This is a genomic window from Lelliottia jeotgali (genome assembly GCF_977070485.1).
In genome coordinates this window covers 117,884-137,802 of sequence record NZ_CDRVFO010000006.1, presented here as the reverse complement: position 1 = coordinate 137,802, position 19,919 = coordinate 117,884, and the positions used below count along the sequence as shown (strand labels likewise).

Here is a 19,919-nt window from a genome sequence, read left to right as displayed (position 1 = left end):
CCGCTACTCCCTAACTTTTTTCTTAACCGCGCGAGGCGGCGATCTTGATCAGCTTGGCATAGTAGAAACCGTCATGGCCGCCTTCCTGGGCCAGCAGCTGGCGACCATGGGGCTGGCGGATACCAGCTTCGGTGGCCAGGTCCAGCTCACGGGCGCCCGGTGTGCGGGCAAGGAAGGCCCCGATCACTTCGGTGTTCTCGGTCGGCAGGCTGGAGCAGGTGGCGTACAGCAGCATGCCGCCCACCTCCAGGGTCGGCCACAGGGCATCGAGCAACTCGCCCTGCAGCGCGGCCAGCGCCGGAATGTCGTCAGCCTGGCGGGTCAGCTTGATGTCCGGGTGGCGGCGAATGACGCCGGTAGCCGAGCAGGGCGCGTCGAGCAGGATGCGCTGGAACGGCTTGCCGTCCCACCAGCTGGCGGTGTCACGGGCGTCGCAGGCGATCAGTTCGGCATCCAGCTGCAGGCGTTCGAGGTTCTCGCGCACCCGGGTCAGGCGCTTGGCTTCCAGGTCGATGGCCACCAGGTGTCCCAGGCCCGCTTCTGCCTCGAGCAGGTGGCACGTCTTGCCGCCTGGAGCGCAGCAGGCATCGAGCACGCGCTGGCCGGGGGCCAGTTCAAGCAGGTCGGCCGACAGCTGCGCGGCTTCGTCCTGAACGCTCACCCAGCCCTCGGCAAAGCCCGGCAGGCTGCGCACGTCGCAGGCCTCAGTCAGCACAATGCCGTCGCGGCTGAACTGGCAGGCGCTGGCGCCAACGCCGGTTTCGGTCAGCAGGGCAAGGTAGGCATCGCGGCTGTGGTGGCGGCGGTTGACCCGCAGGATCATCGGCGGGTGAGCGTTGTTGGCCGCGCAAATGGCTTCCCACTGCTCGGGCCAGAACGCCTTGAGGGCTTTCTGCAGCCAGCGTGGGTGGGCGGTGCGTACAACCGGGTCGCGTTCCATGCCGGCGAGCAGTGCCTCGCCTTCACGTTGGGCGCGGCGCAGCACGGCGTTGAGCAGGCCCTTGGCCCACGGTTTTTTCAGCTTGTCGGCGCAACCGACTGTCTCGCCGATGGCGGCGTGGGCCGGGATGCGCGTGTAGAACAACTGGTACAGGCCTACCAGCAGCAGTGCCTGTACATCGGCATCAGCGGCCTTGAATGGCTTCTGCAGCAGCTGGGCTGCGAGCAGGTCCAGGCGTGGCTGCCAGCGGGCGGTACCGAACGCCAGGTCCTGGGTCAGGCCGCGGTCGCGTTCATCGACCTTGTCCAGTTGCGCAGGCAGCGAGCTGTTCAGCGAGGCCTTGCCACTGAGCACAGCGGCCAAGGCACGGGCGGCGGCGAGGCGTGGGTTCATTGGCCAAGCACCTTGCCGGTGGCGAATTTCTCGCGGCGGCTATTGAACAGGTCGGTGAAGGCCAGGGCTTTGCCGCCTGGTAATTGCAGGCGGGTAAGGCTCAAGGCCTGGTCACCGCAAGCGACCACTAGGCCGTCTTTGCTGGCTGACAGGATCTCGCCAGGGGCGCCTTCACCTGTGGACAATTTGGCGGCCAGCACCTTCACGCTTTCGCCATCCAGGGTACTGTGGCACACCGGCCAAGGGTTGAAGGCACGGATCAGGCGCTCAAGCTCCACGGCCGGGCGGCTCCAGTCGATACGTGCCTCGTCTTTGTTCAACTTGTGCGCATACGTGGCCAGGGCGTCGTCCTGCACCTCGCCTTGCAGGCTGCCGTCGGCCAGGCCGGCGATGGCTTGCACCACGGCTGCCGGGCCCATTGCAGCGAGGCGGTCGTGCAGGCTGCCACCGGTGTCGTCGGCGCTGATCGGGGTCACCACCTTGAGCAGCATCGGCCCGGTGTCCAGGCCTGCTTCCATGCGCATCACGGTGACGCCGCTCTCGGCGTCGCCGGCTTCCACGGCGCGCTGGATCGGCGCCGCGCCGCGCCAGCGTGGCAGCAGGGAGGCGTGGCTGTTGATGCAGCCCAGGCGCGGGATGTCCAGCACCACCTGGGGCAGGATCAGGCCATAGGCGACCACTACCATCAGGTCCGGCTTGAGCGCGGCGAGTTCCGCCTGGGCATCTTCATTGCGCAGGGTTGGCGGCTGGAACACCGGGATGTCATGAGCCACCGCCAACGCTTTGACCGCGCTTGGCATCAGCTTCTGGCCTCGGCCGGCCGGGCGGTCGGGCTGGGTGTAGACGGCCACGATTTCGTAGGGGCTGTCGAGCAGGGCCTTGAGGTGTTCGGCGGCAAACTCTGGAGTGCCTGCAAAGACGATGCGCATGGAGTTCTCGCTTCAAAAAAGAAAAAGGCTTGCCGGAGCAAGCCTTCTGGAAGGTGGGATCAGGCTTGCTGGCGGTGCTGCTTTTCCAGCTTCTTCTTGATCCGGTCGCGCTTGAGCTGCGACAGGTAGTCGACGAACAGCTTGCCGTTGAGGTGGTCGAACTCGTGCTGCACGCATACCGCCAGCAGCCCTTCGGCTTCAAGCTCGAAAGGCTTGCCGTCACGGTCCTGCGCCTTGACGCGAACCCGCAGCGGGCGGTCGACGTTCTCGTAGAAGCCCGGCACCGACAGGCAGCCTTCCTGGTACTGGCCCATGTCGTGGGTCAACTCTTCGACCGACGGGTTGATGAAGACCCGCGGCTCGCTGCGGTCTTCGCTCAGGTCCATGACCACAATCTGTTTGTGGACGTTGACCTGGGTGGCAGCCAGGCCGATGCCAGGCGCTTCGTACATGGTTTCAAACATGTCGTCGATCAGCTGGCGCAGGGCGTCGTCGAACTCCGTCACCGGTTTGGCGATGGTGCGCAGGCGCGGGTCTGGGAATTCGAGAATGTTCAAAATGGCCATAGGGTCAGGCAATCACTGTGCGTTCGGTTGAAAACTGAGCATACATAATAAAGGGAATCGACGATTTCGGCACCTGGCAAGCTCGTCTAGGGTGTTTATGGGCTTGATAGCGTGCATTTAATGGACAGCTTTTCAAAGTGTTACCCACAAACTTATCCACAGGTTGTGCCACGTAAATGGCCCTGTTTCGATCAAGGATGATCTCTATGCCGTTCCACCATTCGTCGCTTTGCCCGCCTGCCGAACTGGAAGCGCGGTTACGTCTGCACCGCCTTCCCGAGACGGGATTGCGTCGTTTTCACACCTTGCTGCAAGCCTTTGGCAGTGCTTCTTCAGCGCTCAGTGCACCGGCGGGCGCCTGGCGTGCGCTGGGCATTGCGCAGGCCACCATCGACGCCCGGCGCAGTGCCGAAGTACGCGACGGGGCGCTGGCTGCAATGGCCTGGATAGAGCATCCGGGCCAGCATTTGCTGATGTGGGACAGCCCCGGCTACCCCGCGCTACTGGGCGAAATCGATGATGCCCCGCCGCTGCTTTTCGTCGCAGGCGACCCGGCTTTGCTCGAACGGCCACAGCTGGCAATAGTGGGCAGCAGGCGTGCTTCACCCCCGGCGCTCGATACCGCCAAGGCATTTTCCCGTTACCTCTCGCAGGCCGGCTTCACCATCACCAGTGGGCTTGCTTTGGGAATCGACGGTGCCGCTCATCGGGCCGCATTGCAGGCCGGGGGAGGCACGATCGGTGTGTTAGGCACTGGGCTGCAAAAACTTTATCCACAGCGCCACCGTGACCTGGCCAAAGCGATGATCGACAGCGGTAGCGCGCTGGTCTCCGAGTACCCGCTCGATGCCGGGCCGCTGCCGGGTAACTTTCCGCGACGCAATCGCATCATCAGTGGCCTGTCACTCGGTGTGCTGGTGGTTGAGGCGAGCCTGGCCAGCGGTTCTTTGATCACAGCCCGTCTGGCCGCCGAGCAAGGCCGCGAGGTTTACGCCGTTCCCGGCTCGATCCACCACCCCGGCGCCAAAGGCTGCCACCAGTTGATTCGCGACGGCGCACTGCTGGTGGAAAGCGTGGGGCAGATCCTGGAAAGCTTGCAGGGTTGGCAGAACCTGCCGCCGGCAGTTGTGGATAAACCGTCCCATCCATTGCTTGCCTTGTTGCATGCTGCACCGCAGACCAGCGAGGCACTGGCTGCTTGTAGTGAGCTGCCCTTGGCGCAAGTATTGGCGCAATTGACCGAGCTGGAGCTCGAGGGCCGGGTGACCAATGAAGCCGGGCGTTGGTTTGCCCGCGCTGGCTAAGTAAACTGCGCGCATGGCTTAAATGCGGAGAGACACAAATGGTGAGCAGTTGGCGTGTGCAACAAGCCGCGCGTGAGATTCGGGCCGGTGCGGTGATCGCCTACCCGACTGAAGCGGTCTGGGGCCTGGGCTGCGACCCATGGAACGAGGACGCGGTGTATCGCTTGCTGGCGCTCAAGTCGCGGCCTGTGGATAAAGGGCTGATCCTGGTCGCCGACAACATCCGCCAGTTCGACTTTCTGTTCGAGGATTTCCCCGAGGACTGGATCGACCGCATGGGCAGCACCTGGCCTGGGCCCAATACCTGGCTGGTGCCGCACCAGGACCTGTTGCCGGAGTGGGTGACGGGGCAGCATGACACCGTGGCACTGCGGGTCAGTGATCACCCGCAGGTGCGCGAGTTGTGCGCGCTGGTCGGGCCGTTGATTTCCACTTCTTGCAACCCGGGCGGGCGCCCGGCGGCGAAGAGCCGGTTGCGAGTGGAGCAGTATTTTCATGGTGACCTGGACATGGTGCTGGGTGGGGCCCTGGGTGGGCGGAAGAATCCGAGTGTGATTCGTAACCTGGCCACGGGCGAGATCGTCCGCCCGGGTTGACGCTGGCGAGGGCTGCGCCCTCGAATCGCCGGCAAGCCGGCTCCCACTGGAATTGTGTGGGAGCCGGCTTGCCGGCGAATGGGCCGCAAAGCGGCCCTGAATGCTGCCAGCACATCAGTTTGGGAAAACTCCTACAACCCGCATCGAATACCATCACCTTCTCAGTGGGAAGTCCTGTCTCTAGGCTTCAGACCGTCGCCGAACAACTTGGCGATCGGGTGTGGTAGCCCGGATGCATCATTTCCATGACAGTCTATGGCGGCTGTGCGCGGGAGGCTTTCGAGCCTGCCTGGATTGGAAAATGCCCGGGTCTACCACCTCGCGGACAGTCGCCACCCAATTCACGTGGTAGTGATTGGTAGCGGCATTGAGGAGCATTTTCCATGATCAAGAAACTCGTCCCAGATCCACCACTTCCCTGCACTTCCACCCGCCCCTTCGGCCGCTGCGACGCCGGCCATTCAGCGCTGTTCACCGTAAACCCCGACATTTCCGCCGCAGACGCCTTGGTCCACGTAGCCCTCTACCTGCGCTGTGCCTACGAGACTGGCTACAAGACCCTCGATTACCTGCGCGAAGAAGGCCGCGGCATGTACTGGTCGAACCTGCATGCGATCGAGATGGCGGAGGGGTTGGTAGAGGCGATGCTTGATGGCATCGAGTCAGCGCCTGCGCAGCAGAGGTAGTTGTGAGGCTTGCAGGTGCTCGCCTTGGTTTTTGCATTCTTGCGTAGAACGAGCGCCGTCCACACGGCGCTCTATCTCAAAGGCTCTAAAAGCTCCAAGCCAGGCACTCAAGGCAACAAAACAGTCGACCCCACCGTCCGCCGCGCCGACAGCTCGCTCTGCGCCTTGGCCGCCTCACTCAACGGATACCGCTGCTGGATATCCACAACCACCTTGCCACTGGCGATCACCGCAAACAGGTCATCCGCCATGGCCTGGGTGTTCTCGGCATTGTTGGCATAACTGGCCAAGGTCGGCCGTGTGACATACAGCGACCCTTTCTGCGCCAGGATCCCCAGGTTCACCCCGCTCACGGCGCCCGACGCATTGCCAAAGCTCACCATCAAGCCGCGCGGTTGCAGGCAGTCCAGCGAGGTCAGCCAAGTGTCGGCACCCACGCCGTCATACACCACCGGGCATTTCTTGCCATCGGTCAGCTCCAGCACGCGCTTGGCCACATCCTCGCGGCTGTAGTCAATGGTCTCCCAGGCGCCCAGTGCCTTGGCCCGCTCTGCTTTCTCGGCCGAACTGACGGTACCGATCAGCTTGGCCCCCAGCGCCTTGGCCCATTGGCATGCCAGCGAGCCCACCCCCCCGGCGGCGGCGTGGAACAGGATCACATCGCCCGGCTGCACGGCGTAGGTCTGCTTGAGCAGGTACTGCACGGTCAGGCCCTTGAGCATCACCGCCGCCGCCTGCTCGAAGCTGATGTTGTCGGGCAGCTTGACCAGGTTGGCCTCCGGCAAGGTGTGCACCTCGCTGTAGGCACCCAGCGGGCCGCCGCCATAGGCCACGCGGTCGCCCACTTTCAGGCGGGTGACGCCCTCACCTACCGCCTCGACTACCCCGGCACCCTCGGTGCCCAGGCCTGAAGGCAGCGCAGGCGGGGCATACAGCCCGCTGCGGAAATAGGTGTCGATGAAGTTCAAACCGATCGCATGGTTACGCACTCGGACCTGCTGCGCCCCGGGCGGTGCCGGGTCGAACTCCACCAGCTGCAATACTTCCGGGCCGCCATGCTGGCTGAACTGGATACGCTTGGCCATCTCGCACTCCTGTTGTCGGGATCGGGGAAGGCCTTCTATCGGACGCCTTTGCTTGATCGCCGTCAACTGCGGCGCGCCAGCTGCCGGTGGTATGCTACGCGGCGAATTCTTCCCTGCCCGTTCCTGGTGACCCGATGACTAGCCGCACCGAGGCCGTGAAAGCCTACCTGCTCGACCTGCAAGACCGCATCTGTTCTGCCCTCGAAACTGAGGACGGCGGCGCCCGCTTCGTCGAGGATGCCTGGGTGCGCGAAGCCGGTGGCGGGGGCCGCACGCGGGTGATCGGCGACGGCAAGCTGATCGAGAAAGGCGGCGTCAACTTCTCCCACGTGTTCGGTAGCGGCCTGCCTCCGTCGGCCAGCGCCCACCGCCCCGAGCTGGCAGGCCGTGGCTTCGAGGCCTTGGGCGTGTCGCTGGTGATCCACCCGCATAACCCGCACGTGCCGACTTCCCACGCCAACGTGCGCTTCTTCATCGCCGAAAAAGAAGGTGAAGAAGCTGTGTGGTGGTTTGGCGGCGGCTTCGACCTGACCCCCTACTACGGCAACGAGGAAGACTGCATCCACTGGCACCGCGTGGCCGAGCAGGCCTGCGCGCCGTTCGGCGCCGACGTGTACCCGCGCTACAAGGCCTGGTGCGACCGTTACTTTCACATCAAGCACCGTGGTGAGCCGCGCGGCATCGGCGGGCTGTTCTTCGATGACTTGAACGAGTGGGGCTTCGATACCTGCTTCGCCTTCATCCGCGCCATCGGCGATGCCTACGTCGATGCCTACCTGCCGATCGTCCAGCGCCGCAAGGACACGCCCTATACCGCCGAGCAGCGCGAGTTCCAAGAGTACCGCCGCGGGCGCTATGTGGAGTTCAACCTGGTGTATGACCGTGGCACACTCTTCGGCCTGCAGTCCGGCGGCCGTACCGAATCGATCCTGATGTCGCTGCCACCGCAAGTACGCTGGGGCTACGACTGGAAGGCGGCACCTGGCAGCGAAGAAGCGCGCCTGACCGAGTACTTCCTGCAAGACCGCGATTGGCTTGCCCAGTAAGCTTGTGGATAACCGAGGAGCCCTCATGGACCAGTACGTCGTATTTGGTAACCCGATCGGCCACAGCAAGTCGCCGTTGATTCACCGCCTGTTCGCCGAACAGACCGGCCAGGACTTGGAGTACGCCACCCTGCTGGCGCCGCTAGACGAGTTCAGTGACTGCGCCCGGGGCTTTTTCAAGCAAGGCCGTGGCGCCAACGTGACCGTGCCATTCAAGGAAGAGGCCTACCGCCTGTGTGACAGCCTCACTCCGCGCGCCCAACGGGCCGGGGCGGTGAACACCTTGAGCAAGCTGGCCGATGGCTCGCTGCGGGGCGATAACACTGATGGCGCCGGCCTGGTGCGCGACCTTACAGTGAATGCCGGGGTTGAACTGACTGGCAAACGTATTCTGATCCTTGGCGCCGGGGGCGCAGTGCGCGGCGTGCTGGAGCCGATCCTGGCGCATGACCCTCAGTCCTTGGTAATTGCCAACCGCACACTGGAAAAGGCCGAGCAGCTGGCACGCGAGTTCGATGAGATGGGGCCGGTGATGGCTAGCGGTTTCGCCTGGCTGCAGGAGCCGGTGGACGTGATCATCAACGCCACGTCGGCGAGCCTGTCCGGCGAGCTGCCGCCGATTGCCGACAGCCTGGTCGAGGCCGGGCGCACCGTGTGTTACGACATGATGTATGGCAAGGAACCGACGCCATTCTGCCAGTGGGCCAGCAAGCTGGGGGCGGCCAAGGTGCTGGATGGGCTGGGCATGTTGGCAGAGCAGGCGGCGGAGGCGTTCTTCATCTGGCGTGGGGTACGTCCGGAAACGGCGCCGGTGCTGGCTGAGTTGCGCCGGCAGCTCGCTCGGGGCTGAGATTTCTGGGGCCGCTTTGCGGCCCATCGCCGGCAAGCCAGCTCCTACAGGTACAGCGCCGGCCTCAGGCCTTGGCAAGCAGCCCCGAAGATCACTCCGCAAATTGAATGGGGCAAAGCTCCACCCCTTCCAGCTTCTGCAATTCCTCGACCACCTGCGGCCTTGCCCGAAGCAAGGTCAGGCTCCCTCCGGCCCGGCGCAACCGCCGTGCCTCGCGGTGCAACATGTCCACACCCGAGTAATCGATGAAATTCACCTGGCGTGCATCGATCACCACATGCGGGCCCTGGCAACGCTGCAGGCGCACCTGCAGGTAGTGCGCCGCACCGAAGAAGATCGACCCGCCCACCCGCAGCACGTCGGCCTGCCCTTCGCGGCTCTGCTGCACGCGTGGCCGTGAAGTGCGCTTGAGGTAGAAGAACAGCGAAGCCAGCACACCGGCATAAATCGCTGTCTGCAGCTCCAGCAGCAAGGTTGCTGCAGCAGTCAGGGCCATAACCAGGAACTCCGACCGGCTGACCCTGAACAGCGCACGGATGCCCCGGTGGTCCACCAGGCCCCAGCAGATCAGCAGGATACTGCCGGCCATGGCCGGTATCGGCAGGTGTGCGATCAACCCTGCACCGGTGACGGCGAACAGCGCCACCCAAAGCGCCGAGAACACCCCGGCCATGGGCGAGCGGGCGCCAGCGTCGTAGCTGAGCCCAGAGCGGGTGAAGGAGCCAGAAGACAGGTAGCCGGAAAAAAATGAACCGACGATGTTCGACATCCCCTGGGCGCGGATTTCCTGGTCGGCGTCGATAAGCTGTTCGGAGCGTGCCGACAGCGAACGGGCAATCGACAGGCTGGTTACCAGGCCCAGCATGCCCACCGCCACGGCACTGGGCAGCAGGCGCAGCATCAGCTCCACATCCAGTAACGGCAGTGGGCTGACTGGGGGGAGCTGGCCGGTGAACGCTGGCACCCGCGGTACATGGCCGAAGAAACCAGGCAGCAGCCACGCCACCAGGCTGATAACGATGAGGCTTATCAACAGGCTCGGCCAGCGTGGCCGCCAAAGTTTGAAGGCCACACCTACAAGGACGGTGCCCAAGCCCAGTATCAAGGACGGCAAGTCGACCTCACCAGCATGGCTTGCCAAGTCTTGTACTGTTTTAAACGCCGTGGCCTGGCTCGGCAAGTCCATACCCAGCAGGTTGGGTAACTGGCCGAGGGCAATGACGATGGCGGCGCCCAGGGTGAAGCCAAGCACCACCGAATGGGAAACGAAATTGACCAGTGCGCCGAAGCGTAGCAGCCCGAGCAGCAGTTGGAAGATGCCAGCGAGAAAGGTCAGCAGCAGCACAAGGGTCACGTAATCGGCACTACCGGCCACCGCCAAGGGGCTGATGCTGGCGTAAAGGACGATGGAGATGGCGGCGGTCGGTCCGCAAATCAGGTACCAGGACGAGCCCCACAGGCAGGCGACCAATACCGGCACGATGGCCGCATAAAGACCATATTCGGCAGGCAGGCCGGCGATCAGGGCATAGGCGATGGATTGCGGCAGGGCAAGGATGGCACCGCTCAGGCCGACCAGCAGGTCCTCGCGCAGGCTGCGGCCCGATTGACGGGGCAGCCAGGTCAAGAAGGGCAGCAGGTGGTTTAAGCGGGGCATGGGCAGTTCCTGATTCAAGAGCGCAGGCGAGGGCTTTGCCCTCGTTTCGCGACACAAGGCCGCTCCTACGCCAAATCGTACCCTGCGTGTAGGAGCGGCCTTGCGTCGCGAATGGGCCGCAACGCGGCCCCAGCAACCTAACAGATAAACCAATCAGAGTTTGGCGTTGACAGCCTCTTTGGCATCGCCGCCAGAACTGGTGGTCACTCCATCAAGCCACTTTTGAAGCAGATCTGGATGCGCCTTGACCCACGCCTTGGCCGCTTCATCGAAACTGATCTTCTTATCTACAACCTCAGCCATGATGCTGTTTTCCATGTCCAGGGTGAATGTCAGGTTACCCAACAATTTTGCGGGGTTAGGGCAGGCTTGTGGATAACCTTTGCGCGTCAGGGTATAGACCTCACCCTTGCTGCCGAACCACTTCTCCCCGCCCGTCAGGTAATGCATCTTCAGTTTTACGTTCATCGGGTGCGGGGTCCAGCCCAGGAAGGTGATGTACTGGTTTTTCTTCACGGCGCGGTCGACCTGCGCCAGCATTGCCTGTTCGCTTGATTCGACCAGCTTCCATTGGCCGAGATCGAATTCATTCTTGTCGATGATCTCCTTCAGCGACAGGTTGGCGGGCGCGCCCGAGCCGATTCCGTACAGCTTCTTGTCGAACTGATCGGCATGCTGTTGCAGGTCGGCGAAGCTTTTCACGCCGGCATCCCACACGTAATCGGGTACCGCCAGGGTGAACTCGGTGCCTTCAAGGTTGCGCGACAGCTGGTGCACATCGCCATTGGCAACGAACTTGTCATGAAAACCCTGATGCGCCGGCATCCAGTTACCCAGGAAGGCATCGACCTTACCGTCCTTTAGGCCGCCGTAGATGATCGGCACCGCCAGGCTGTCGATCTTCACCTGATAGCCCAGGCTCTCCAGAAGCAAGCGGGCGATGGCGTTGGTAGTGGCGATGTCGCTCCAGCCGGGGTCGGCCATCCTTACGGTGCTGCATTGCGCGTTTTCGGCGTGGGCCGTGGCGGTGCCCAGGCTCAGGGCCAGGGCGAACACGATGGTGGAGAACTTCTGCATGGCGGCTTCTCTTCTCAATCCAGGGGTGCGGGCTGTGGATAACGTGCCTTGCGCTCGAGGTCGTCGAGATCGATGTGGTTGCGCATGTACTGTTGGCTGGCATCCACCAGCGGTTGGTGGTCCCAGCTTTTCAGTTTGCCGATGGCCAGCGCTTCGGCAACCAGGCGGCGGCGCCGCTGGCTGGCCAGTACCTGCTGGCGCAGGCCGGGGATATCCCAGCGCTGGCGTGCTTCGTCGACAAATGCCTGCAGCAGCGCCTGATGGTCCGGGCTGCCGGTGAGGTTCTCCCGCTCGTGCGGGTCGCGGCTCAGGTCATAGAGTAAACATGGGTCGTCTTCGCTGTACACGAACTTGTACGAGCCACGGCGGATCATCATCAATGGTCCGACGGTACCCTCGGCCATGTACTCGCCGATCACTTGGTCATGGCCACCCTGCCCTTGCAGGTGGCCGAGCAGCGATTGGCCGTCCAGATGCAAGCTTTTATCCACAGTACCGCCGGCAAGCTCGACCAGCGTCGGCAGCAGGTCGCAGGTCGATACCGAAGCACTGACCCGCGTCGGGGCGAAGCGCTTGGGCGCGTGGACCAGCAGCGGCACCCGCGCCGACATCTCGAACCAGTGCATCTTGTACCAGAGCCCGCGCTCGCCAAGCATGTCGCCGTGATCGCCAGAGAAAACCACCAGGGTGTCGTCGGCCAGGTTGCACTCCTCCAGGGTCTGCAACAGCTGGCCGATGTTGTCGTCGATGTAGCTGCAGGCACCGAAGTAGGCACGGCGTGCATCGCGGATCTTGTCCACAGGCAGGGGCTTGTTCCACAGCTCGTACACCTTGAGCAGGCGCTGTGAGTGCGGGTCGAGTTCGTGCTGGCCGAATTCGGTACGGGGCATGGGGATATCCACACCCTCGTAGCGATCCCAGTAGCGCTTGGGGATGGTGTACGGGTCGTGGGGGTGGGTCATGGACACGGTGAGGCAGAACGGCCGACCATCGTTCTCGCGGACATGGTCGTAAAGGTACTGACGGGCCTTGAATACCACTTCTTCGTCGAAATCCAGCTGGTTAGTACGCACGCAAGGGCCGGCCTGCAATACCGATGACATGTTGTGATACCAGCTTGCGCGCTTGTCCGGGGCATCCCAGTTAACTGCCCAGCCGTAGTCGGCGGGGTAGATGTCGCTGGTCAAGCGTTCTTCGTAGCCGTGCAACTGGTCCGGGCCGCAGAAATGCATCTTGCCCGACAGCGCGGTGCGGTAGCCGAGCCGGCGCAGGTAGTGGGCGTAGGTCGGGATATCGGCCGGGAAGTCGGCGGCGTTGTCGTAGGCGCCAATACGACTGGGCAACTGGCCGCTTACCAGGGTAAAGCGCGAGGGTGCGCACAGCGGGCTGTTGCAGTAGGCAGAATCGAACACCACCGCCTGATCGGCCAGGCGGCTCAGATGGGGCATCTGAATCGGTGAAGGGCCATATATCGGCAAGATCGGCGCGGCCATCTGGTCGGCCATGATGAACAGGATATTCGGTTGCGTCATGGTTCGATTCCATCGTTGAAGGTTATGCGAACTGCTTGCCTATCAAGATGCGGCTGTGAATAACTTGGGTAAAGCCCATCGCGGGCAATGTCTGGGATTAGCTGAGCTTATGTTTGATCACCTTGCCGACTTGTCGCTCGACGCATTGCGCGTTTTCGAGGCCGCTGCCCGCTTGCGTGGTTTCACGGCTGCGGCGCTGGAGTTGGGCACTACCCAGCCGGCGGTAAGCCAGCAGGTCAAACGGCTGGAGGCTCGGTTGGGCACGCGTCTGTTTGACCGTATCTACCGCGGCATCGCGCTGACCGATGCCGGGCAGCTATTGTTCGAGCAGGTTCATCAAGGCCTGCAGGCCATGGATGACGGCATTGCCCAAGCCAGCGGGCGGGGCCAGCGCGAAGTACTGCAGGTGGCCACCGATTTCGCCTTCGCAGCGTTCTGGCTGATGCCGCGGTTGCAGCGGTTCCACGACGCTTATCCACAGGTGGACGTTAGCCTGGTGACCGGTGAGCGCAGCCAGGGGATGCTGCGGCCGGATATCGATGTGGCGGTGTTGTTTGGGGATGGGCGGTTCCATCAAGGCGAGAGCCGCTGGCTGTTCGATGAAGAAGTATTCCCGGTCTGCAGCCCTCGGCTGACTCATGGCAAACCCTTGTCAGCCGCGGCTTTGCAACGCTTGCCACTGCTTCATCTGCGTGGCGAACAGGCCAGCCGCTGGTTCGACTGGGCGGGGGTGTTTCGTGGCTTTGGCGTGCAAAGCCCGCCGCCGCCCGGGCAGCTTCGGTTCGATAACTACACGCTGTTGGTCCAGGCGGCAATTGCCGGGCAAGGGGTAGCGATCGGCTGGCGGCATCTGGTCGATGGGCTGGTCGAGCAAGGGTTGCTGTGCCGGCCGCTGGAGGGGAGCCTGCGCTCGACGCGGGGGTATTACGTGGTGTTGCCGCCGCGCAAGCGGCGTGGGGCGCTGATCGAGCGGTTTGTGGATTGGCTGGAAGATGAGCGGAGTCAGTGATTGGGGCTGCTGCGCAGCCCATCGCCGGCAAGCCAGCTCCCACGGGTCCATGGCAGGACTTGAGCTCGCGCAGTACCTGTAGGCCCCGGCGCTCTACGTCACGAAGTTCAGATGCTCGCCCCGATGCAGATCCAGCTCGAGCATATCGGCCATCCCCGCCGCCATTCGCTCCAGGTCCATCAGTGCCTGTGGCGCATTGATCAATGTCCAGTGCAAAGGGCTGCGTTGCAGTGCATCCACAACCTGGTCCACGCACTCACGCTCTGCTTCGGTGTACTTGCCCGGCGCATCCAGCACATCAAAATCGCCCACCAGCAGCACCCGGCGTATAGTCGTGCGAGAAAGCCCGGCCACCAACGCTTCGCTCATCCGACCTTGCGCTGCAAGGTCACCCGACGCCAGCGCCGACAACAGGGCAATCACCGCCGAGCCCCCTGCTGCGCCCTGCTCCGCCTGGTCGGCATCACCCAGCCCGCCTATCTTAAAATGCAGGCCCGGGCGCGGAGCATGGCGGTTGAGGTCATCGACCACGGCAGTGACCTCGTGCTGACGTGACAGCAACTCGACCATCAGGGCACTGCCCAGGCTGCTTTCAGCCCCGAACAGCACCAGCTTGAATACTGGGGTTTCGGCATTTTTCACTGCATCACTCCCTTTGCAGGTGGGTGATGGTTTGACCGCAATCAGGAGACATCGTGCAGAGGATCAAGGGCTATCACGCCCACGTATATTACGACGCATCGACTATCGAGCAGGCGCGTGAGCTGTGCGAGGAGGCGGCGCGGCTGTTCCCCGTGACCATGGGGCGCATGCACCAGAAGCCAGTCGGGCCGCACCCGGACTGGAGCTGCCAGCTGGCGTTCGGGCCGGAGGTGTTGGGCGTGGTGTTGCCGTGGTTGGCGTTGTATCGCAAGGGGTTGGTGGTGTTTCTGCACCCGCTGACCGGGGATGAGCTGGCGGATCACCGCGATCATGCGATCTGGATGGGGGCTTTGCGGCCTTTGAAGTTGTCGGTTTTTGGCGGTTAGCGATGTGGTGGCCTCTTCGCGGACAAACCCGCGAAGAGGCCAAGCGGATCAGCGTCGAGCGCCGCGCACACCTTCAGCCAGCGCAGAGCACAGGCTCAATACATCGGCAACAGCCTGATCGGCGTCCTTGGCCTGGGCGATCTTGTCGACCAGCGCCGACCCCACCACCACGCCATCAGCCAGGCGCGCAATCGCTGCGGCCTGCTCTGGTGTACGAATGCCGAAGCCAACGCTGATCGGCAGATCGGTATGCCGACGCAGGCGGGCGATGGCTTCGGTCACGTGCTCGGTGGTTGCCGAGCCGGCGCCGGTCACGCCTGCCACCGACACGTAATAGACGAACCCGGAGCTGCGCTCCAGCACCCGTGGCAGGCGCGCATCGTCGGTGGTTGGGGTGGTCAGGCGAATGAAGTCGATGCCAGCGGCCTGGGCCGGGGTGGCGAGCTCAGCATCGTGCTCCGGCGGCAGGTCGACGATGATCAGGCCATCGACACCCGCTTCTTTGGCTTCTGCGACGAATTTCTCTACACCAAAGCGGTGGATCGGGTTGTAGTAACCCATCAGCACGATCGGTGTGGCCTGGTTGTCGACGCGGAATTCACGCACCATCTGCAGGGTCTTTGCCAGGTTCTGGCCTGCTTCCAGCGCACGCAGCGTGGCCAGCTGGATGGCTACGCCATCGGCCATCGGGTCGGTGAACGGCATGCCCAGTTCGATCACATCGGCACCGGCCGCCGGCAGGCCCTTGAGGATCTGCAGTGAGGCATCGTAGCCAGGGTCGCCGGCGGTGACGAAGGTGACCAGTGCGGAGCGGCCTTCGGCTTTCAGCTCGGCAAAGCGTTGTTCAAGACGGCTCATGCCTGTTTCTCCTGGGCGGCCATGTGGTTCATCACGGTTTGCATGTCTTTGTCGCCACGGCCTGACAGGCAGATGACCATCAGGTGGTCCTTGGGCAGGTTCGGCGCGCGCTTGATCGCTTCTGCCAGGGCGTGCGAGGTTTCCAGGGCAGGGATGATGCCTTCCAGGCGGCAGGTGGCGTGGAACGCGTCGAGGGCCTCATCGTCAGTGATGCTGACGTACTCCACACGCTTCACTTCATGCAGGTAGGCATGCTCGGGGCCGATGCCCGGGTAGTCGAGGCCGGCCGAAATCGAGTGGGCGTCAGTGATCTGGCCGTCATCGTCCTGTAGCAGGTATGTACGGTTGCCGTGCAGCACGCCGGGTACGCCGCCGTTGAGGCTGGCCGCATGCTTGCCGGTGTTCACGCCATGGCCACCGGCTTCCACACCAATGATCTTGACGCTCTCGTCTTCGAGGAATTCGTGGAACAGGCCCATGGCATTGGAGCCACCGCCAACACAGGCAATCAGGCTGTCGGGCAGGCGACCTTCCTTTTCTTGCAACTGGGCGCGGGTCTCTTTGCCGATGATCGACTGGAAATCGCGGACCATTGCAGGGTACGGGTGCGGGCCGGCCACGGTACCGATCAGGTAGAAGGTGTCGTCGACGTTGGTGACCCAGTCGCGCAGGGCTTCGTTCATTGCGTCTTTCAGTGTGCCGGTGCCGGCAGTAACCGGGACGATCTCGGCGCCCAGCAGCTTCATGCGGAACACGTTGGCCTGCTGGCGCTCGATGTCGGTTGCACCCATGTAGATCACGCAGGGTAGCCCGAAGCGTGCGGCGACGGTGGCAGTGGCCACGCCGTGCATGCCGGCGCCGGTTTCGGCGATCAGGCGTTTTTTGCCCATGCGCTTGGCCAGCAGCACTTGGCCGATGCAGTTGTTCACCTTGTGCGCGCCGGTGTGGTTGAGCTCTTCACGTTTGAAGAAAATCTTGGCGCCGCCGCAATGCTCGGTCAGGCGCTCGGCGAAATACAGCGGGTTGGGGCGGCCGATGTAGTCGCGCTGGAAGTAGGCCAGTTCTTCGAGGAACTTGGGGTCGGCCTTGGCGGCTTCGTATTCGCGGGCCAGATCCAGCACCAGCGGCATCAGGGTTTCGGCCACATAGCGGCCACCGAACGAGCCGAACAGGCCGTTGGCGTCGGGGCCGGGGCGGTATTGGGACTGGGTCATGGGGCGCTCCAGGGCGTAATGAATGAGTGATGGGCTTTACTCTAACCACGGCAAGCCCGGCTGAAAACCGATAAGATTGCGCAAACCTGTCAGGAAAACTCACACGTCAAATGGCCCACGACCTCCCTCCCCTGAACGCCCTGCGGGCCTTCGAATCCACCGCCAGGCTCAATAGCGTCAGCCGGGCTGCCGAAGCGCTACATGTGACTCATGGCGCCGTGAGCCGGCAGATCAAGGTGCTGGAGGAACACCTGGGCGTGGCCTTGTTCGTCAAGGACGGGCGTGGCATCAAACTCACAGATGCCGGCGTCAGGCTGCGTGATGCTAGTGGTGAAGCGTTCGACAGGCTGCGCAGTGTCTGCGCCGAACTCAGCCGGGATGTCAGCGAGGCGCCATTCGTGCTGGGGTGCTCGGGTAGCCTGCTGGCGCGATGGTTCATTCCCCGGCTTGGGCGCCTGAAAGCAGACCTACCAGAGTTGCGGCTGCATCTGTCAGCAGGGGAAGGCGACCTTGATCCGCGTCGGCCGGGGCTCGATGCGCTGCTGGTGTATGCCGAACCCCCTTGGCCTGCGGACATGCAGGTACATGTATTGGCCGAAGAGCGTATCGGGCCAGTGTTGAGCCCACACTTTACCGGTTTCGAGCGGTTGCGCAGTGCGCCCACCGTGGCGCTGCTGGACGAAGCCTTGCTGCATACCACCTCACGCCCGCAGGCGTGGCCGACCTGGGCCGGACAACAGGGGTTGGACCCGGCTGCACTGCAGTATGGGCAGGCCTTCGAGCATTTGTATTACCTGCTGGAGGCGGCTGTGGCAGGGCTGGGGGTGGCTATCGCACCGCAGCCGCTGGTGGCGGATGACTTGCGTGCCGGGCGACTCAGCGCACCGTGGGGCTTTTCCCCTACTGCAGCGGCGCTGGCACTTTGGGTGCCACGGCGCGCCGCAGACGGGCGCGCCGAGCAGCTGGCGCAGTGGCTGCGCCGCGAACTGGAGCGGCAGGCAGGTTAGTTGCGGCGGTACAACAGGTACGCCGCGAGCAGGCCGAGCGCGCCGATGGCTACGCCAGCAGTGGTCACCGGGTGCTCCTGAGCATAATCACGGGTTGCGATACCGGTCTGGCGGGTGCGGGTCTTCACTTCCTCATAAGCATCGCTAAGCAGGCTGCGCGAGTGTTTCAACGCGCTTTCGGCGTTGCTGCGGATTGCCTTCACGGACTTCTGCGACTCCTCCGACGCATCATGCTTGAGGCTCTCCAGGCTCTTAAGGAGGCTTTCGATCTCCGCTTCCATGCTTTCCAGGGATGTTTTACGCAGCGAATTGCGGTGCATGGTGACTCTCCTTTGCAGTATGGACTGTATGGATTGCGACTGCGGCCCGGGGCGAAAGTGCGATCGAACTTTCGCCCAGCCTGACGGCTCGCAGGTAAACCAGGCCGGCACTGCTAGGCTCAATTTCACTGTCACCCAAGGAGAGCGCTCATGACCGATCATCACACCTACAAGAAGATCGAGCTGGTAGGTTCCTCGACCACCAGCATCGAAGACGCAATAAACAATGCCTTGGCCGAAGCGGCCAAGAGCATCAAGCATCTGGAATGGTTCGAAGTGGTCGACACCCGTGGCCACATCGAAGGCAACAAGGTGGCGCACTTTCAGGTCACGCTCAAAGTGGGCTTCCGCATCGCCAATAGCTGAAACAGGGTCTGGCTGGCAAAGGCCGGCGTGATGGCGTAATACAGACAGGGGCGCCTTTGCCGGCGCCCCTTCCCATTTTCATCTGCACAAGGAAAGCGAGTGATGAAGAAACTGATTCTGGCGGTGGGCCTGATGACGCTGGCGGGTGGCGCGCTGGCGGCGGGCAAGCCTTGCGAGGAGCTCAAGGCCGAGATTGCCGCGAAGCTGGATGCCAAAGGTGTGAAGGGCTACACACTTGAGATCGTCAGTAAGGGAGACCCCGCTGGCAAGGTTGTGGGGAGCTGTGAAGGTGGCAGCAAGGAAATTGTCTACCGGCGTGGTTGAGCGCTGGCCCAACCGCCAGCAAGCCTGCCCCACTGCGTTTCCAATATCTCGCGGCCTTGGAGTTCCCAGTGGGAGCCGGCTTGCCGGCGATTGGGGCCTACTCAGATTTCAAGGCTTGCGCCAACAACTCATACGACCTGATCCGGTCCTCATGCTCATACAGGTCGCAGGTAAAGATCAGCTCGTCCGCCCCGGTCTGCTCCAGTAGCACCTCGACCTTGGCCTTCACCTTCTGCGGGTTGCCGATCATCGCCAGGCCCAGGAAGCTACCCACCGCATCGCGCTCATGTGGCAGCCACAGCCCATCCATGCTCGGTACCGGCTTGCGTTGCATAAGGCTCTGCCCGCGTATCAGGGCAAGAATACGCTGGTACACCGAAGTGGCCAGGAACTCGGCTTTGTCGTCGGTTTCGGCCACCACCATCGGAATGCCCAGCATCACGTAAGGCTTGTCGAGCGTGGTAGACGGCTTGAAATGGTCGCGGTAGATACGGATCGCCTCATGCATGTAGCGCGGCGCGAAGTGCGAGGCGAAGGCGTAGGGCATGCCGCGCATGCCGGCCAGCTGTGCGCTGAACAGGCTGGAGCCGAGCAGCCACATCGGCACCTCGGTGTCGTGGCCAGGTACGGCGATCACTTTTTGATCATCTGTGCGCGGGCCAAGGTAGCGCGACAATTCTTCGACATCGTCCGGGAAATCATCGGCGCTGCCCGAACGCTCCCGGCGCAGGGCGCGTGCGGTCATTTGGTCGGAGCCCGGCGCACGGCCCAGGCCCAGATCGATACGCCCTGGATAAAGGCTGGCTAACGTGCCGAACTGCTCGGCGATCACCAAGGGGGCATGGTTGGGCAGCATGACGCCACCCGAGCCGACACGGATGGTTGAAGTACCCCCCGCCAGGTAACCGATCAGCACCGAGGTCGCGGAGCTCGCGATGCCGTCCATGTTGTGGTGTTCGGCAACCCAGAAGCGGTTGTAGCCAAAGCGCTCGACATGCTGGGCCAGGTCCAGCGAATTGCGCAACGCTTGCGCCGGGCCAGAGTCGGCCCGTACCGGCACCAGGTCGAGGGTGGAAATTTTCAGGTCACGCAGCTGCGTCATTGGAGCCTCCGCAAAAGTGATTGGCCGAAG

Annotated in this window: 22 protein-coding genes; 10 read left to right on the top strand and 12 right to left on the bottom strand. The window is 63.1% G+C overall.

The window, feature by feature from the left end; translation table 11 throughout:
- Nucleotides 1-22: 22 nt before the first annotated feature.
- Genes rsmB through def form a run of 3 tightly spaced genes read right to left on the bottom strand, consistent with a single transcriptional unit; the run spans nucleotide 23 to nucleotide 2,828 of the window.
- The gene (rsmB, locus tag ACW4TB_RS11060; protein ID WP_254466904.1) at nucleotides 23-1,333 is read right to left on the bottom strand and encodes a 16S rRNA (cytosine(967)-C(5))-methyltransferase RsmB; all 1,311 of its coding nucleotides are present in this window, start codon (nucleotides 1,331-1,333) and stop codon (nucleotides 23-25) included.
- Nucleotides 1,330-2,262 (bottom strand): methionyl-tRNA formyltransferase, encoded by a 933-nt coding sequence (gene fmt, locus ACW4TB_RS11055; protein WP_012312038.1) that lies wholly within the window; start codon nucleotides 2,260-2,262, stop codon nucleotides 1,330-1,332. The genes rsmB and fmt overlap by 4 nt, the downstream gene beginning before the upstream one ends.
- A gap of 59 nt (nucleotides 2,263-2,321) precedes the next feature.
- The gene (def, locus tag ACW4TB_RS11050) at nucleotides 2,322-2,828 is read right to left on the bottom strand and encodes a peptide deformylase (protein WP_012312039.1); all 507 of its coding nucleotides are present in this window, start codon (nucleotides 2,826-2,828) and stop codon (nucleotides 2,322-2,324) included.
- 206 nt (nucleotides 2,829-3,034) lie between these two features.
- Here def and dprA point away from each other — a divergent pair, with 206 nt between their 5' ends.
- From dprA to ACW4TB_RS11035, 3 genes are all read left to right on the top strand, one after another.
- Nucleotides 3,035-4,132 carry a DNA-processing protein DprA gene (gene dprA / locus ACW4TB_RS11045; protein ID WP_012312040.1) on the top strand — a complete coding sequence of 366 codons (1,098 nt, stop codon included), beginning with the start codon at nucleotides 3,035-3,037 and terminating at the stop codon, nucleotides 4,130-4,132.
- Between the two features lie 38 nt (nucleotides 4,133-4,170).
- On the top strand, nucleotides 4,171-4,728 hold the full coding sequence (locus tag ACW4TB_RS11040; protein WP_012312041.1) for an L-threonylcarbamoyladenylate synthase: 558 nt from the start codon (nucleotides 4,171-4,173) through the stop codon (nucleotides 4,726-4,728).
- Between the two features lie 383 nt (nucleotides 4,729-5,111).
- Nucleotides 5,112-5,414 (top strand): hypothetical protein, encoded by a 303-nt coding sequence (locus tag ACW4TB_RS11035; protein ID WP_012312042.1) that lies wholly within the window; start codon nucleotides 5,112-5,114, stop codon nucleotides 5,412-5,414.
- A gap of 107 nt (nucleotides 5,415-5,521) precedes the next feature.
- On the opposite strand, the gene ACW4TB_RS11030 is transcribed toward ACW4TB_RS11035, so the two are convergent.
- A complete protein-coding gene (locus tag ACW4TB_RS11030; protein WP_174141094.1) occupies nucleotides 5,522-6,499 on the bottom strand; it encodes an NADPH:quinone reductase in 978 nt (325 codons plus the stop codon).
- A 134-nt stretch (nucleotides 6,500-6,633) separates the two neighbouring features.
- On the opposite strand from ACW4TB_RS11030, the gene hemF reads away from it, so the two are divergent.
- Nucleotides 6,634-7,545, top strand: coding sequence for an oxygen-dependent coproporphyrinogen oxidase (gene hemF / locus ACW4TB_RS11025; RefSeq protein WP_254466907.1), 912 nt, complete (start codon nucleotides 6,634-6,636; stop codon nucleotides 7,543-7,545).
- A gap of 25 nt (nucleotides 7,546-7,570) precedes the next feature.
- Complete coding sequence (gene aroE, locus ACW4TB_RS11020; RefSeq protein WP_012312045.1) at nucleotides 7,571-8,395, top strand: shikimate dehydrogenase; 825 nt, start codon at nucleotides 7,571-7,573, stop codon at nucleotides 8,393-8,395.
- A gap of 91 nt (nucleotides 8,396-8,486) precedes the next feature.
- Here aroE and ACW4TB_RS11015 read toward each other — a convergent pair whose 3' ends face one another.
- The 3 genes from ACW4TB_RS11015 to betC all read right to left on the bottom strand — a co-directional run bounded on the left by ACW4TB_RS11015 (nucleotide 8,487) and on the right by betC (nucleotide 12,661).
- Nucleotides 8,487-10,052, bottom strand: a complete 1,566-nt coding sequence (locus ACW4TB_RS11015) for a SulP family inorganic anion transporter (protein ID WP_279930240.1) — start codon at nucleotides 10,050-10,052, stop codon at nucleotides 8,487-8,489.
- Nucleotides 10,053-10,205: 153 nt separating this feature from the next.
- Complete coding sequence (choX, locus tag ACW4TB_RS11010; protein ID WP_012312047.1) at nucleotides 10,206-11,129, bottom strand: choline ABC transporter substrate-binding protein; 924 nt, start codon at nucleotides 11,127-11,129, stop codon at nucleotides 10,206-10,208.
- 14 nt (nucleotides 11,130-11,143) lie between these two features.
- Nucleotides 11,144-12,661 carry a choline-sulfatase gene (betC, locus tag ACW4TB_RS11005; protein ID WP_279930237.1) on the bottom strand — a complete coding sequence of 506 codons (1,518 nt, stop codon included), beginning with the start codon at nucleotides 12,659-12,661 and terminating at the stop codon, nucleotides 11,144-11,146.
- Nucleotides 12,662-12,770: 109 nt separating this feature from the next.
- On the opposite strand from betC, the gene ACW4TB_RS11000 reads away from it, so the two are divergent.
- Nucleotides 12,771-13,670, top strand: coding sequence for a choline sulfate utilization transcriptional regulator (locus tag ACW4TB_RS11000; protein WP_254466911.1), 900 nt, complete (start codon nucleotides 12,771-12,773; stop codon nucleotides 13,668-13,670).
- 93 nt (nucleotides 13,671-13,763) lie between these two features.
- Here ACW4TB_RS11000 and ACW4TB_RS10995 read toward each other — a convergent pair whose 3' ends face one another.
- On the bottom strand, nucleotides 13,764-14,312 hold the full coding sequence (locus tag ACW4TB_RS10995) for an NAD(P)H-binding protein (protein WP_012312050.1): 549 nt from the start codon (nucleotides 14,310-14,312) through the stop codon (nucleotides 13,764-13,766).
- A 53-nt stretch (nucleotides 14,313-14,365) separates the two neighbouring features.
- Here ACW4TB_RS10995 and ACW4TB_RS10990 point away from each other — a divergent pair, with 53 nt between their 5' ends.
- Nucleotides 14,366-14,698 carry a DOPA 4,5-dioxygenase family protein gene (locus ACW4TB_RS10990; RefSeq protein WP_254466912.1) on the top strand — a complete coding sequence of 111 codons (333 nt, stop codon included), beginning with the start codon at nucleotides 14,366-14,368 and terminating at the stop codon, nucleotides 14,696-14,698.
- Nucleotides 14,699-14,746: 48 nt separating this feature from the next.
- Here the strand turns inward: ACW4TB_RS10990 and trpA are convergent, their stop codons facing one another.
- Both trpA and trpB read right to left on the bottom strand, forming a co-directional pair.
- Nucleotides 14,747-15,556 (bottom strand): tryptophan synthase subunit alpha, encoded by an 810-nt coding sequence (gene trpA / locus ACW4TB_RS10985; RefSeq protein WP_012312052.1) that lies wholly within the window; start codon nucleotides 15,554-15,556, stop codon nucleotides 14,747-14,749.
- Nucleotides 15,553-16,770, bottom strand: coding sequence for a tryptophan synthase subunit beta (trpB, locus tag ACW4TB_RS10980; RefSeq protein WP_012312053.1), 1,218 nt, complete (start codon nucleotides 16,768-16,770; stop codon nucleotides 15,553-15,555). Before trpB ends, trpA begins: the two co-directional genes overlap by 4 nt.
- 110 nt (nucleotides 16,771-16,880) lie before the next feature.
- Here trpB and ACW4TB_RS10975 point away from each other — a divergent pair, with 110 nt between their 5' ends.
- The gene (locus ACW4TB_RS10975) at nucleotides 16,881-17,777 is read left to right on the top strand and encodes a LysR family transcriptional regulator (protein WP_279930231.1); all 897 of its coding nucleotides are present in this window, start codon (nucleotides 16,881-16,883) and stop codon (nucleotides 17,775-17,777) included.
- On the opposite strand, the gene ACW4TB_RS10970 is transcribed toward ACW4TB_RS10975, so the two are convergent.
- Nucleotides 17,774-18,097, bottom strand: a complete 324-nt coding sequence (locus tag ACW4TB_RS10970) for a DUF883 family protein (RefSeq protein WP_012312055.1) — start codon at nucleotides 18,095-18,097, stop codon at nucleotides 17,774-17,776. The genes ACW4TB_RS10975 and ACW4TB_RS10970 overlap by 4 nt on opposite strands.
- A 150-nt stretch (nucleotides 18,098-18,247) precedes the next feature.
- On the opposite strand from ACW4TB_RS10970, the gene ACW4TB_RS10965 reads away from it, so the two are divergent.
- Entirely contained in the window at nucleotides 18,248-18,463 is a 216-nt protein-coding gene (locus tag ACW4TB_RS10965; RefSeq protein WP_012312056.1) for a dodecin, read from the top strand.
- A 102-nt stretch (nucleotides 18,464-18,565) separates the two neighbouring features.
- Nucleotides 18,566-18,787 carry a DUF1161 domain-containing protein gene (locus ACW4TB_RS10960; RefSeq protein WP_012312057.1) on the top strand — a complete coding sequence of 74 codons (222 nt, stop codon included), beginning with the start codon at nucleotides 18,566-18,568 and terminating at the stop codon, nucleotides 18,785-18,787.
- A gap of 97 nt (nucleotides 18,788-18,884) precedes the next feature.
- On the opposite strand, the gene ACW4TB_RS10955 is transcribed toward ACW4TB_RS10960, so the two are convergent.
- Nucleotides 18,885-19,889 (bottom strand): LLM class flavin-dependent oxidoreductase, encoded by a 1,005-nt coding sequence (locus ACW4TB_RS10955; RefSeq protein ID WP_012312058.1) that lies wholly within the window; start codon nucleotides 19,887-19,889, stop codon nucleotides 18,885-18,887.
- Nucleotides 19,890-19,919: the final 30 nt, after the last annotated feature.